This is a genomic window from Pseudomonas sp. MPB03 (assembly GCF_046605385.1).
Lineage (GTDB): Bacteria > Pseudomonadota > Gammaproteobacteria > Pseudomonadales > Pseudomonadaceae > Aquipseudomonas > Aquipseudomonas zanjanensis.
Genome location: NZ_CP176770.1, coordinates 6,022,154 through 6,035,772, shown reverse-complemented (window position 1 = coordinate 6,035,772; position 13,619 = coordinate 6,022,154). Strand labels below are relative to the sequence as shown.

Below are 13,619 nucleotides of genomic sequence, written 5' to 3'. Positions count from 1 at the left end.
GGGCTTATGGCCTCATCGCGAGCAAGCTCGCTCCCACAGTAGGGTTGTGGTGAATGGAAAAACCCTGTGGGAGCGAGCTTGCTCGCGATGAGGCCCGCCCAGACACCCTCAAACTTTCTGAATGAGCTTGTTCCTGACCTCAGCCATCCCTTGAGCATCCAACTCCACCCAAAGCTGCTGCTTGCCGGCAATCAGCGCCGCCACCGGCAACCCATCCCGGTAAACCAGCCGATTACTCGCCAGCGCCGGCACTTTCGCCCCCGGCAGCAACGTGCCGGCCAGGTTCAGCGGATCGACCCCGCACACCGCCACCAGGCTACCGTCGGTGGGGCGGCGGCGGGTTTCGCGCAGCAGTGGGATGGCTTCGGGCAGGGCGAATTGCTCGCCCGCCAGGCCGCTGACAAAACGCCCGCCGCGAATCTCGCCCCGCGCCTCCAGGCGATGAAAGGTGCGCAGCAGCTCGCGCCAGCTCGGCAGCCAGTCGGCCTCGCGCTCCAGCAGGCGCCAGAACACCACGCCGTAACGGCGCAGCAAGGTCATGGCGATGTGCTCCAACGCATCCGGCGCGGTGGGCACGGGGCGGTTGCCCTCCACGGGGGCGGGTGGGCTGCGGCGCAACAAGACCCAGCGTCCGGCGTCGTCCATACCGCCGACAAACGCGCCGCGCCCGCGCCGGCTGCTACGGGCCTGGCGTTTGCTGGCCGGCGTAATCAGGGCGCGCAAGCCGGCAAAGCTGTCGGCATTCACCAACCCGGCGCCCACCAGTTCCTGCAAGGCGATTTCCAGTTCGCTGCGCAGCAGGTGGGCTTCGTGGACCAGCTCATCGAAAAACAGCGCGCCGTGTTCACTGAGGGCCTGATGGACTTTTTGCGTCTTGGGCGACAGTTCATCCAGGGGCGTTTGCCCGGCCAGGCTGCTCCACAACGCCACCTGACTGCGGGGCAGCAACACCACCGGCGTGCTGCGCAGGGCACTGGCAGACGGTTTTTGACGTGCGCTCAGGCGCGTCCATACCCATTTGCCACTGCGGCACAGCTCATCGAGCCAACTGGGCGAATAATCCTTGATCCGGCCGGGCAACAGGTCGCTGTCCCAGGCTGACGCGGCGGCCGGGTAGCCTTCGAACTGGCTCAGGATCGACGGCAGCACGGCATTGCCCCGGCCCTGGGTGGACAAGGACAGGTGCTGCCAATCGAACAGGAACCGCATGAAGTCCTGCAACATCACCGGCTCGATTTCCCGGCGCAGGCGCTTGACCGTGTAGCGGTGGATCCGCGCCAGCAAATGCCGCTCGCACCATTCCTCCTGCCCGGTGCCCGGCGTGAACCGCCCGCGCAGCACGTAGCCTTGCTGCTCAAGCTGCGCCAGGGCTTGGGTGGCCTGCGGGGTCGACAACCCCAACGGGTAGGCGATGGCCTTCAACGGCAACGGGCCAAAGGCGCTGAGGCGGGCGCGAAGCACCTCCACCAGGGCTTCGTCACTGTCCCAGGCTTCATCGAAACCCGCCAATGGTGTGAGTGCCGGTTGCCACCGGGCCTGTGGATAAATGGCTTGCAAGCAGGTCAGGCGTTCCAGCGGCACCCACAAACCACGCTCGGCGCTGATCTGCAGGTGGCTGGCGCGCCCACTGGCCGCCAATGCCTGCAACCAATCCAGCCACGGCACGTGGGCGTCGACTTCGCTGTCGGCGATGCAGGCCAGACTCATCAAGGCTTCGTGCATCTCATCGAGATTGGCCGGCGTCGGCCAGGCCTCATCCCGGACCGATTGAATGGCCTCGGCGTCCAGCGCGCCCAGGTCGTCGGTGGCCTGTGGATCGCTCCAGCGCCGGTTGATCACCGCCTGGGTCCGCCGTTCTTCCAGTGGCGCGTCGTCGAGAAACGTGTAGGGGCGGGCGCTGAGGATTTCCGCCGCCAGCGGCGAGGGCGCCGGCAGGTCGCGGCTGATCAGGCGCACCTCGCCCGCTTCCATGCGCCGTAACAATGCCAGCCAGCCTTCGCTGTCCATGGCTTCGTGCAGGCAATCGTCGAGGGTCTGTTCCACCAGCGGGTGGTCGGGGATTTCCCGCTCGCCGGCGAGGTTTTCCAGGCAGGCGATCTGGTCCGGAAACACGCTGGCGATCAGGTCTTCGCTCTTCATGCGTTGAATTTGCGGGGCGACCTTGCGCCCGCCGGTGTAGCGCGGCAACGCCAGGGCCACGCCCGCGTTCCAGCGCCAGCGCACGCCGAACAGCGGTGCATCCAGCACCGCCTGGACCAGGATCTGCTCGGCGCTGTGGCTGTTGAGGTAGCGCCAGACCTCGTCCAGTTCGAAGCTGTGGCTGGTGGACAGTGAGAGCACGATGGCGTCTTCGCTGGCGGCGGCCTGCAATTCGAAGTTGAAGGTGCGGCAGAAGCGCTTGCGCAAGGCCAGGCCCCAGGCGCGGTTGATGCGACTGCCAAAGGGTGTGTGGATGATCAGTTGCGTGCCGCCGGACTCGTCGAAAAACCGCTCCATCAGCAACGTGTCCTGGGACGGCAGGGCGCCGAAGGCCAGGCGTGCCGGGGCGAGGTAATCGACCAATTGTTCGGCGCTGGCGAGGTTCAGGCGCAAGGTGCTGGTCAGCCAGTCGAGGGCTGGTTGCAGGTGGCCCGGCGTGGCGGCCAGCAGGTGGTCGAGCTGGGCTTGCAGGCGCGCCACGGCGAAAGACAGTTCGGCGCTGCGCCCCGGGGCTTCGCCGAGCCAGAACGGGATGGTCGGCGGTTGGCCCTGGGCGTCCTCGACCCGCACGCGGCCGGTCTCGACGCGAATGATGCGGTAGGAGGTATTGCCCAGTTGGAATACGTCGCCGGCAATGCTCTCCACCGCGAAGTCTTCGTTGACGCTGCCGATGTTCAAGCCCTGGGGTTCGAGCAGCACGCTGTAGTCGGCATTGTCGGGAATGGTGCCGCCGCTGGTCACCGCCGTCAGCTTGCTGCCCCGGCGCCCGCGCAAGGTCCGGGTCACGGCGTCGCGGTGCAGGTAGGCGCTGCGCACGCCTTGGCGGCCATTGAGGCCTTCGGCGAGCATTTGCAGCAGCGCCTGGTAATGCCCGTCGTCCAACTCGGCGTAAGGCGAGGCGCGGCGGAAGGCTTCCAGCAGCGCCTGTTCCGACCATTCCTGGCAACTGACTTCGGCGACGATCTGCTGGGCCAGCACATCCAGCGGTGCCTTGGGGATGTGCAGGATGTCCAGTTCGCCTCGGCGCACGCAGTCGAGCAGGGCGGCGCATTCAATCAAGTCGTCGCGGGTGGTGGCGAACAGACGCCCCTTGGGCGTGCCGCCGACCTGGTGGCCGGAGCGTCCAACCCTTTGCAGGAACGCCGAGATCGAACGGGGCGAGGCGATCTGGCAGACCAGGTCGACGTCGCCGATATCGATGCCCAACTCCAGGGACGCGGTGGCGATCAGCACCTGCAGTTCACCGCGTTTCAGGCGTTGTTCGGCGTCGAGGCGAAACTCCTTGGCCAGGCTGCCGTGGTGAGCGGCCACGGCGTCCTTGCCCAGGCGTTCGCTCAGGTGTCGGCTGAGGCGTTCGGCCAGGCGCCGGGTGTTGACGAACACCAGGGTGGTGCGATGTTCACGGGCCAGTTCGGCGAGGCGGTTGTAGACCAGTTCCCACACGTCATTAGCCATCACCGCCGACAGCGGCACCGGTGGCACCTCGATGTCCAAATCGCGGGGGCGGGCGTGGCCGATGTCGACGATGTCACAGGCACGTCCTTCGCCGACGAGAAACCGCGAGACCGCTTCGATGGGTTTTTGCGTGGCCGACAAACCGATGCGCATCAGCGGTTCGGCGCACAGGGCTTGCAGGCGCTCCAGGCTCAAGGCCAGGTGGCTGCCGCGCTTGCTGGCGGCGATGGCGTGGATTTCGTCGACGATGACCGTGCGGGTGCTGGCGAGCATCTGTCGGCCGGAATCGGAGCCGAGCAGCACGTAGAGGGATTCAGGCGTGGTCACCAGGATGTGCGGTGCGGTCTTGCGCATCGCCGAGCGGTCTTTTTGCGGCGTGTCGCCGGTGCGCACGGCGGTGGTGATCGGCAAGGGCGGCAAGCCCATTTTCTGTAGCTGTTCAGTGATGCCGGCCAGGGGATTCTGCAGGTTGATCTGGATGTCGTTGCTCAGGGCCTTGAGCGGCGAGACATAGACCACCAGGGTCTGGTCCGGCAGGCCGCCTTGTTCCAGGCCACGGTGCACCAGGTCATCGAGCACGGCGAGAAAGGCCGTCAGGGTCTTGCCCGAGCCGGTGGGCGCTGCGACCAGCACCGAGCGACGCTGGCCGATCAACGGCCACGCCTGGGCCTGGGCGGCCGTGACCGCCGGGAAGGTCTGGCTGAACCAGGCACGAACGGCGGGGTGAAAGCCTGCCATGGCGTGGTTGGCTGCAAGGGGCAGATTCATGTGGGCAGTTTAGGCGGGTGGGGTGGGGAAGATGCAAGTACCGTCCGGGATCTCCATTGGCTGTTCCGGCCTCATCGCGAGCAAGCTCGCTCCCACAGGGATCGCATGCACATTGGAGATCCCCTGTGGGAGCGAGCTTGCTCGCGATGAGGGCCCCAAGACCTGTACAAACCCGGTGATCTGCACATTGCGGATGACGGTTGCGCACTAAACCCGCAAAATGCAACGATTCCGACAACGCCTGCGGGCGTTATCGACCAAATTCTTGTGCCAATAGACTGGGCCTGCTGACTTTATGCGAATGCGCCTTATGTTACTGGGCGGCGGAAATGCCCTTGGGCAGGCGCTGATTCGCCTCGGTGCAGAAGAAGACATCGGTTTTCTTGCCCCCCGCCCGCCCGAAGACGGCTGGGATGCCGCGAGCCTGACGCAACTGCTCGACGATACCCGTCCGGACGCCTTGATCAACCTGGCGTACTACTTCGACTGGTTCCAGGCCGAGGCTGTCAGCGAGCAGCGCCTGGCCAGCCAGGAGCGCGCTGTCGAGCGCCTGGCCGAGCTGTGCCAGCACCACAACATCGTCTTGTTGCAACCGTCCAGCTATCGCGTGTTCGATGGCTCCCGCGCCACGGCCTACAGCGAAAAGGACGAGCCGGTGCCCTTGGGCGTGCGTGGCCAGGCGCTCTGGCGGATCGAGCAAAGCGTGCGCGCCACCTGCCCGCAACACGTACTGCTGCGCTTCGGCTGGCTGCTGGATGACAGCGCCGACGGTATCCTCGGCCGTTTCCTGGCCCGGGCCGAACAGCCCGAAGAGCTGTTGCTGGCGGACGACCGTCGCGGCAACCCGACGCCCGTGGACGATGCGGCGCGGGTGATCATTTCGGTGCTCAAGCAGCTCGATTGCGCGGCGCCGCTGTGGGGCACCTATCATTACGCCGGGCACGAGGCGACCACGCCGCTGGCGCTGGGCCAGGCGATCCTCACCGAAGCCCGCGCCCTGCATCCGCTGGCCATCGAGTCGCCCACCCCCCAGGCTCATGCCGCACGGCCGGACGCCGCGGAAGAACCGCAGCACGCGGTGCTGGCCTGCAAGAAAATTCTGCACACTTTCGGGATCAAGCCCCGCGCCTGGCGCGCGGCACTCCCGGGCTTACTGGATAGGTTTTATCGCCATGGCTAAAGGCCCTGTTTTAATCACCGGCGGTGCGGGTTTCATTGGTTCGCACCTGACCGACGCCTTGCTCGCCAAGGGGCATGCGGTGCGGATCCTCGATGATCTGTCCACCGGCAAGCGCAGCAACCTGCCGCTGGACAACCCGGCGGTCGAGCTGATCGAAGGCGACGTCGCCGATGCCGCGCTGGTGGCCCGGGCCATGGCCGGTTGCAGCGCCGTGGCGCACCTGGCGGCGGTGGCTTCGGTGCAAGCCTCGGTGGATGACCCGGTGCGCACCCACCAGAGCAATTTCATCGGCACCCTGAATGTCTGCGAAGCCATGCGCCAGAGCGGGGTGAAACGCGTGCTGTTCGCCTCCAGCGCGGCGGTCTATGGCAACAACGGCGAAGGCGAGCCCATCGACGAAGACACCCCCAAGGCCCCGCTCACACCCTATGCCTCGGACAAACTGGCCAGCGAGTTCTACTTCGATTTCTATCGCCGCCAGCACGACCTGGAACCGGTGGTGTTCCGCTTCTTCAACATCTACGGCCCGCGCCAGGATCCGTCCTCGCCGTATTCGGGCGTCATCAGCATCTTCAGCGAACGGGCGCAGAAAGGCCTGCCGATCACCGTGTTTGGCGACGGCGAGCAGACGCGGGACTTTGTCTATGTGGAAGATCTGGTGGACTTGCTGGTGCAGGCCATCGAGAAGCCCGAGGTGGAAGTGGGTGCGCTGAACGTCGGCTGGAACCAGGCCACGACCCTCAAGCAGATGCTCCAGGCCCTGGCCGCCGTAGTGGGGGACCTGCCGCCGATCAGCTACGGCCCGGCGCGCTCCGGCGACATCCGCCATTCCCGGGCGGACAACCATCGGCTGTTGCAACGCTTCAGCTTCCCTCAGCAGACACCGATGAGCGTGGGCCTGGCGCGGTTGTTGGGGCGCTGAGACTCTCACCGCCCCAAAAAAACTGTGGGAGCGAGCTTGCTCGCGATAGCGGTAGGTCAGTCAACATCTTTGTTGGCTGATCCACCGTCATCGCGAGCAAGCTCGCTCCCACAGGGATGTTTGTACCTTCAAGTCTTGGGTCAGAACTTGTAGCCCAACCCCACCATGTAGACGAACGGATCCACATCGACGTCCACCTTGGCCCGGGTGCCGCCGGCCACGGCGTTGTTGTCCACATAGGCGGTGGTGTCGATGTCGATGTAGCGGATCTGGCCGTTGATCATGATGTTGTCGGTCAACATGTAGTCAGCACCGACTTGCCACGCCATGCCCCAGCTGTTGCTTGCGCGAAAGTTGCTGAAACCGTTGGCGCTGGCGTCGCTGCCGACGTGTTCGTCATAGATCCAGGTGTAGTTGATGCCCGCGCCGACGTAAGGCTGGAACGCCGACTTGGCGTCGAGCGGGTAGTAGACCAGGCTCAGGGTCGGCGGCAAGTGCTTGAGGGTGCCGAGCTTGCCATTGGCCGCGCCCAGGGCGGTGCCTTTGAGCTTTACGTCGTGCTCGAACGGCGAGGCCGCCAGCAGTTCGATGCCCAGATTATTGGTGATCATGTAGGCGAAGTTCAGGCCCAGTTGCGTGTCGCTGCTCATGGTCGCCTTGCCACCCAGGTCGGCGCCGGCCAGGGGGCCACGGTCGACCTTGACGCTGGAGCTGTCGGCGTCCGGGTTGACGGTGATCGCACCGGCGCGAACGATGATGTCGCCGGCGGTATGGGCCTGGGCGAGCGGGGCCGCGAGGGCGAGGGCAACGAGGGACGCGCTGAGCAAGGACTTGTTCATGGGGGCTCCAAAGGGCATCGAAATTTGATGTCCCATGGTACGAAGCCGTCTGGCCCGGTCTTTTGACACAGCTCAATGAGTCAGGGGGTGTTTAATTGACTCAGCTCAATGAAATGATGATGAGTCAATTTCGAGGCCCCCTTCGCGAGCAAGCCCGCTCCCACAATAGACCGAGTTTCTTCAGGAAGAATGCGATCAAAACTGTGGGAGCGGGCTTGCTCGCGAAAGCTATCTAACAGGCAACAACTAATAGCCAGATTCACTCCGGCAGCTCATACACATAAATCTTCTCAGCCTCCATCTGATACCCGGCATCGGCCAGTTCACTGGTGGACGGCTTGACCTGCATCGGCCCCTCGACCCAGTACGGTTGGTACAGCTCATCGAGCTTGACCCCGACTTCGCTTTTCACATGCACGATCTGGTTCGACGGCGGTGGCGGCACGTGGATGCAGGCACCGAAATACGGCACCAGCAGGAAATCCGTGGTGCGGCCTTCTTCGCTGACTTCCAGCGGCACGATGTAGCCCGGCAAGCGAATCTGCTGGCCGTCGAGGGCCTTGACCACCGGGGCGTTGGGCAGGTCCTGCTTGGCCGCGGGTGCGGCTTCGGCGGCCAACGCATCGCTCATCTTCGACAGGTCATGCAGCGGCGTCATGTTCGGCACTTCCGGCGGCGCGTCCGGCGGGATCATTTCCGACCAGGCCAGGTCCCTCGGCTCGGCCGCCCACAACGGCAGGGTGACCATCATCAACAGCGCTAGCAGGGCGCGGGGCATTTTCAAGGTCCTCATAGACGGATCGACAGGCCGTCGGCCAACGATTGGCGATAGGCGCGCCAGGCCGGCACGCTGCCCATCAGCAGGGCGGCGACCAGGATGCCAGCCAGCAGCGTCCATTCATATTCGCTCGGCCAGCCCAGTGGCAAGTACAAACCGTAGGCCGACTGCACGTAACCCTGGGCGGCGGCGATGCCGATGTACAGCAGTGCCAGCCCGGCGGTGACCCCGGCCAATGCCAGGGCAAAGGCTTCGAGCACCAGCAGCGTCGCGATGTGCCACGGCCGCGCGCCCACCGAACGCAGGATCGCCATCTCCCGGCGACGTTCGTTGAGGCTGGTGAGGATTGCCGTGAGCATGCCGATCAACCCGGTCAGCACCACGAACAGCGAAATCACGAACAGGGCTTTCTCCGCCGTGCCCATCAGGCTCCACAGTTCCTGTAGGGCTACGCCGGGCAGGATCGCCAGCAGCGGTTCGCCACGGAACTCGTTGATCTCGCGTTGCAAGGCAAAGGTCGAAATCTTGCTGTTGAGGCCAAGCATGAACGCGGTGATCGCCTGGGGCGTGAGGTCCATGTTGCGGGCCTGGTCGGCGCTGATGCGTCCGTTGCCCTGGGCCGGCACACCGTTCTTCCAATCAACGTGGATCGCTTCCATGCCGCCGAGGCTGATGTGCAGCGTGCGGTCCACCGGGGTGCCGGTGCGCTTGAGAATCCCGACCACAGTGAAGGGCTTGTCGTCATGCTTGACCAGGCTGATCGCCGCCACGCCGTGGGCCAGCACCAGTTTGTCACCAAGCTTGTAATGCAGCGCTTCGGCGACTTCGGCGCCGAGCACCACTTCGAACGGATCGGTGGCGAACGCCCGGCCATCGGCCAGTTCCAGGTGTTGCCGGCGGCCGTACTGGTAATGCTCGAAGTAGGCCTCGGTGGTGCCCATCACCCGATAACCACGATGGGAATCGCCGAGGGACATGGGGATCGCCCACTTCACTTTCGGGTTGTTGGCGAACTGCTCGAAGCTGTCCCAGCGAATGTTGTTGGTGGCGTTGCCGATGCGAAACACCGAGTACAGCAACAGGTTCACGGAGCCGGAGCGGGCGCCGACGATCAGGTCGGTGCCGCTGATGGTGCTGGCGAAACTGGCCCGCGCCTCGGTGCGCACCCGTTCCACCGCCAGCAGCAGGCACACCGACAGGGCGATGGCGAATGCGGTGAGGATCGCGGTGAAGCGGCGGTTCGCCAGGCTGGCCATGGCTAGACGGAACAAATACATCTCAAACCTCGAGTGGCGTGGCGGCACGATTGAGATCGGCCAGCGAGAGGTGGCGGTCGAACAGCGGTGCCAGGCTCTGGTCATGGCTGACGAACAACAGGCTCGAGCCGGCCTCGCGGCATTCAGCGAACAACAGCCGCAGGAAGTTTTCCCGAGCGTCGTAGTCCAAGGCCGAAGTGGGTTCGTCGGCGATCACCAGTTCCGGTTGGCCAATCAGCGCCCGAGCCGCGGCGACCCGTTGTTGCTGGCCGATGGACAGCGAGTCGGCGCGGCGCTCCAACAGCTTCGCATCGGTCAAGCCCAGGTGGGCCAGCAGCGTGGCGGCGGCTTGATCGACACTGCCGTGGCGCTGGATGGCCCGTTGCGCACGCAGCTTGGAGAAATGGCAGGGCAGTTCGACGTTCTCGCGCACCGAGAGAAACGGCAGCAGGTTGAATTGCTGGAAAATGTAGCCGGTGTGGTCCACGCGAAAGCGGTCGCGGCGGCCGGCGCCCAGTTCGCTGAGTTCCTGGCCCAGCAGGCGGATGCTGCCGCGATCCGGCGTCTGCACCCCGCCCAGAAGCCCCAGCAACGTGGTCTTGCCGCTGCCGCTCGGGCCCTTGAGGAACAAGGTTTCGCCGGCTTCCAGGCGAAACGCCGGGATATCCAGCAAGGGCGGATGCCCGGGCCAACTGAAGCCCAGGTCGGACAGTTCGATGAGTGCTTGGGTCATGTTTGTCGCTTCAAAGTGGAACCTGTGGAAGACCTGTGGGAGCCGAGCTTGCTCGCGATGAGGCCATCACATTCAACTGGGTAGCTGACGGTTGGACTGCTATCGCGAGCAAGCTTTGCTCCCACCAGGCTTGCTCCCACATTTGGGTTTTGCGATGAATCAGAATTTCAGGGCTGGCGCCTTGGCCGTCACTTCCACACCTTTCTGGCCGCTCGGGCCGATCAGTTGTACCTGAATTTTCTGCGTGGCCGGGAAGGTTTTGAACAGTGTGGCCAGGTCCAGGTTCTCCAAGGCACCCGGGGTAGCACAGGTGAACTGGTAGTGGGCATGGATCTCGCTGTGCTCGCCGTGGTGCTCGTCGCCATCAGCGTCCTCGTCATGGTCGTGATCGTGGTCCGGTTCATCACCAAACAACGGGCTTTCCAGTTCCTGCTGGGCTACGGTGCACTTGGCGGCGGCCGGCAGATTGAACAGCGCCAGCGGCTTGTCCAACTGCGCCCGTACGGCGGCGACCTTGGCCTTGTCGGCATCGCTGGTGGCGGCGTGCTCGAAGCCCACCAGGTTCATCGCCGGGCTTTCCAGCTCCAGTTCCAGGGTCTGGCCATCCAGGGCGGCGTTCAGTCGAGCAACGCCGTGTTCATGGGCGCCGAGGCTGCCATGTTCGTGATCATGATCGTGGTCATGCTCTACCGCCGCGTGAGCGACAGCCAATGGCAGCAGGGCGAACGGCAAAGCGAGAAGCAGACGACGCATGACGAGTCTCCGAAAAGGTTATGTAATCTTATAACGAAAGTGCGCAGAGTTTGACCGGCTGCTTGGCGTCGCGCAAGGGCCATGGGAGCATGCGTACATGAAATATTCAGGAGCACGGTGATGTTGCGGATACGCGGAACCGTCGGCGAATGGCCGGTGGACTTGACGATTGAGATGGATGAGGGCGACTGGGCGCAGCTCGGCGCGCAGTTGCAAGTGGCCAAGTCCGAGAACGTAGTGGCGCCTGCGGCCAAACCGGCGAATCAAGATGATGCCCAGTGGCAGATCGCCAAGGAGCTGCTGCGCAAGGCCGGCCAACTGAGCGGCCCGGACCTGCTGGAACAGCTCGAAGGCCTGACCGGCAGCGCCTCGGCGGGCAAGCGCTTGTTGGTGCGCTTGCGCCATAGCGCCGAGGTCAAGGTGCTGAGCGGCGCCGATACACCGCTCTACAGTTGGGTCGGTCAGTAAAGCGCGGCGAACAGCTTGCGGCGATAGGTCGTCACCAGCGGATGGTCGTTGCCCAGCAGTTCGAACACTTGCAACAAGGTCTTGTGGGGCAGGCCTTCGTTGTAGCCGCGGTTACGCACGAACAGCTTGAGCAGCGCATCGAGGGCTGCTTCGTACTGCTGGCGCGCCAGTTGCTGGATCGCCAGTTGGTACACCGCTTCATCGTCCTGCGGGTCTTTCGCCAGGCGGGCCTTGAGGTCGGCGGCGTCCGGCAAGTGCTTGGCCAGGCCGAGGAACTGGATCTGCGCCTTGGCACCGGCGAGGGCGGCCTTGTGCTCGTCGCTTTTCACCGCGTCGAGTACCGTCTGCGCTTCGTCCAGTTCGCCGCGCTCGGTCAGGCAGCGGGCGTACAGGATCAGGGCCTTGGCGTTGGTGTTGTCTTCACCCAGCAATACCGTGAGCACGGCTTCGGCATCGGCGAAACGACCGTCGTCGAACAGCGCCTGGGCCTGTTCGAACGGATCGGCCGCGGCCGGCGGCGGCATTTGCACATGGGGTTCGAGCATCGTCCGCACCGCCGATTCCGGCTGGGCACCGGCAAAGCCATCCACGGGCTGGCCGTCCTTGAACAACACCACGGTCGGCAGGCTGCGAATGCCGAAACGGGCGACAATGTCCTGCTCGATGTCGCAGTTGACCTTGGCCAGCAGCAGTTCGCCCTGGTAGCTCTCGGCAATGCTTTGCAGCATCGGCATCAGCGCCTTGCACGGCGCGCACCACTCGGCCCAGAAGTCCACCAGCACCGGTTTGTGGAAAGAGTTGGCGATCACCGACTGATCGAAATCGGCCGTGGTGGCGTCGAAGATGTAGGGCGTTTCCTGAGTCATGGGCAATCTCGTAGAGCGCTTGAATGGGGCAACTATACGGCTTGGTGGGGGGTGGCTGAAAGCGGGGTGGCAGTGAGAGGTGTATTGATTGGCAGGGCCTTATCGCGAGCAAGCTCGCTCCCACAGGAATCTCAAGTGTTCATGCGGGCCCTGTGGGAGCGAGCTTGCTCGCGATGCTTCTATGAGCCAGCGCCGAGCGTGGTACAGGCTCACATGCCGAAACTCCTCCGGCTCGGCCAGGTCCGGCAGGGTCATGGCCTGGAGCATTTCGATGCGCCGGTACAGCGGATGCTGGAAATCCCGCACCCGGGAATCGGCCACCAATGCCTCGCGGCCACGGCTGAGGAATTGATCGAGCAGCGGCAGGTTGGCCCGGTCGTAGAGCACGTCGGCGACCAGAATCAGGTCGAAGCGATCAGCCTCGGCGAAAAAATTCGTCGAATAACCCAGCGCCACGCCGTTGAGCGCGGCATTGGCCTGGCAGGCGGCAATCGCCAATGGGTCCAGGTCGCAGGCCACCACTTCCAGCGCCCCGGCCTTGACCGCCGCGATGCCTGCCACGCCGGAGCCGGCGCCAAAATCCAACACCCGCTTGCCCTCGACCCACCGCGGCTGTTCGGCCAGGTAGCGGGCCATCGCCAGGCCGCTGGCCCAGCAGAAACTCCAATAGGGCGGCTCGTGGAGGATGCGCCGGGTTTCTTCCGGGCTGAAGGCGCGATCCATGTTGTCGCCGTCGATCAGCCACAACTTCAAGTCAGTGCCGGGTAGCGGACAAGCCACCAGGCGCGCGTCGCCCAGCAATTCACTCAACGCCCGTTGCAAGTCTTGCGGTGCATTCATGGGGCTTTGACGAATTGCAGGGTGCCCAACGCCTGGGTGGTCGGTTGACTGATGCGTTGCTCCGGCAAGTGCAGGATCAACTGGCCGGACTGGCTGGCGCGGCCACGCAGTTCCACGCGGGCGCCGACCGGGAAGGCTTGCGGGTTGAAGCGCAGGCGGAAGGGCAGGGCCTGGTTGGTGCCGATCAGGCTGGAACTGGCGAGCAATTGTTGCGGGCGGTCTTTCTCGTCGATCACCAGCAACGCCAATTCGACCTCGGCACCGGCCGGTACGCCTTGCAAGGTGCCGCTCAACTCACGCTGATGCGCCGGCAGCGGCCCCAGCTCGGTAGCCTGCCGGGCCTTTTCCTGGGCCTGTTTCGGCGCGGGGGCCGGAGCAGGAGCGGCGGGCTTTGGGGCATCGCTGCTGCACGCCATCAGCAGGCTGAAAAAACTGAGCAAAACGAGCGATCGTAGCGGCATGTGTGGCTCCAGCAAGGTGAATTCCATGGATCTGACGGTAAGCCCGTCTGTATACCGTAAACCCTATGGCTTGTCTTGCCAGTGGGATGCGCTACCATGGC

At 64.5% G+C, this 13,619-nt stretch carries 11 protein-coding genes and 1 pseudogene; 3 read left to right on the top strand and 9 right to left on the bottom strand.

The annotated features are described in order from the left end of the window. Positions 1-108: 108 nt before the first annotated feature. Positions 109-4,422 (bottom strand): DEAD/DEAH box helicase, encoded by a 4,314-nt coding sequence (locus ACLH0I_RS26285; protein WP_411385770.1) that lies wholly within the window; start codon positions 4,420-4,422, stop codon positions 109-111. Positions 4,423-4,717: 295 nt separating this feature from the next. Between ACLH0I_RS26285 and ACLH0I_RS26280 the strand changes: the two genes are divergently transcribed. Together ACLH0I_RS26280 and ACLH0I_RS26275 are read left to right on the top strand one after the other, a co-directional pair. Beyond that, positions 4,718-5,602: a sugar nucleotide-binding protein gene (locus tag ACLH0I_RS26280; protein WP_053188636.1), complete on the top strand. Its 885-nt coding sequence runs from the start codon at positions 4,718-4,720 to the stop codon at positions 5,600-5,602. Continuing rightward, the gene (locus ACLH0I_RS26275; RefSeq protein ID WP_411385769.1) at positions 5,595-6,524 is read left to right on the top strand and encodes an NAD-dependent epimerase/dehydratase family protein; all 930 of its coding nucleotides are present in this window, start codon (positions 5,595-5,597) and stop codon (positions 6,522-6,524) included. The genes ACLH0I_RS26280 and ACLH0I_RS26275 overlap by 8 nt, the downstream gene beginning before the upstream one ends. A 140-nt stretch (positions 6,525-6,664) precedes the next feature. Here ACLH0I_RS26275 and ACLH0I_RS26270 read toward each other — a convergent pair whose 3' ends face one another. The 5 genes from ACLH0I_RS26270 to ACLH0I_RS26250 all read right to left on the bottom strand — a co-directional run bounded on the left by ACLH0I_RS26270 (position 6,665) and on the right by ACLH0I_RS26250 (position 10,883). Further along, a complete protein-coding gene (locus tag ACLH0I_RS26270) occupies positions 6,665-7,363 on the bottom strand; it encodes an OmpW/AlkL family protein (RefSeq protein WP_186707695.1) in 699 nt (232 codons plus the stop codon). A gap of 259 nt (positions 7,364-7,622) precedes the next feature. Then, positions 7,623-8,141 (bottom strand): DUF3299 domain-containing protein, encoded by a 519-nt coding sequence (locus tag ACLH0I_RS26265; protein ID WP_186707693.1) that lies wholly within the window; start codon positions 8,139-8,141, stop codon positions 7,623-7,625. Between the two features lie 11 nt (positions 8,142-8,152). Then, positions 8,153-9,418 (bottom strand): ABC transporter permease, encoded by a 1,266-nt coding sequence (locus tag ACLH0I_RS26260; protein WP_411385768.1) that lies wholly within the window; start codon positions 9,416-9,418, stop codon positions 8,153-8,155. Position 9,419: 1 nt separating this feature from the next. Next, positions 9,420-10,130, bottom strand: coding sequence for an ABC transporter ATP-binding protein (locus ACLH0I_RS26255; RefSeq protein ID WP_186707691.1), 711 nt, complete (start codon positions 10,128-10,130; stop codon positions 9,420-9,422). 159 nt (positions 10,131-10,289) lie between these two features. Then, complete coding sequence (locus tag ACLH0I_RS26250) at positions 10,290-10,883, bottom strand: DUF2796 domain-containing protein (RefSeq protein ID WP_411385767.1); 594 nt, start codon at positions 10,881-10,883, stop codon at positions 10,290-10,292. A 120-nt stretch (positions 10,884-11,003) separates the two neighbouring features. On the opposite strand from ACLH0I_RS26250, the gene ACLH0I_RS26245 reads away from it, so the two are divergent. After that, on the top strand, positions 11,004-11,351 hold the full coding sequence (locus tag ACLH0I_RS26245) for a hypothetical protein (RefSeq protein ID WP_411385766.1): 348 nt from the start codon (positions 11,004-11,006) through the stop codon (positions 11,349-11,351). Here the strand turns inward: ACLH0I_RS26245 and trxA are convergent. The 3 genes and pseudogenes from trxA to ACLH0I_RS26230 all read right to left on the bottom strand — a co-directional run bounded on the left by trxA (position 11,345) and on the right by ACLH0I_RS26230 (position 13,518). Then, a complete protein-coding gene (trxA, locus tag ACLH0I_RS26240; RefSeq protein ID WP_411385765.1) occupies positions 11,345-12,217 on the bottom strand; it encodes a thioredoxin in 873 nt (290 codons plus the stop codon). The genes ACLH0I_RS26245 and trxA overlap by 7 nt on opposite strands. A gap of 189 nt (positions 12,218-12,406) precedes the next feature. Continuing rightward, positions 12,407-13,057 (bottom strand): annotated as a pseudogene (locus ACLH0I_RS26235) (class I SAM-dependent methyltransferase); the annotation flags it as partial. After that, the gene (locus ACLH0I_RS26230) at positions 13,054-13,518 is read right to left on the bottom strand and encodes a YbaY family lipoprotein (protein WP_186707686.1); all 465 of its coding nucleotides are present in this window, start codon (positions 13,516-13,518) and stop codon (positions 13,054-13,056) included. The gene ACLH0I_RS26230 and the pseudogene ACLH0I_RS26235, both read right to left, overlap by 4 nt. Positions 13,519-13,619 lie beyond the last annotated feature (101 nt).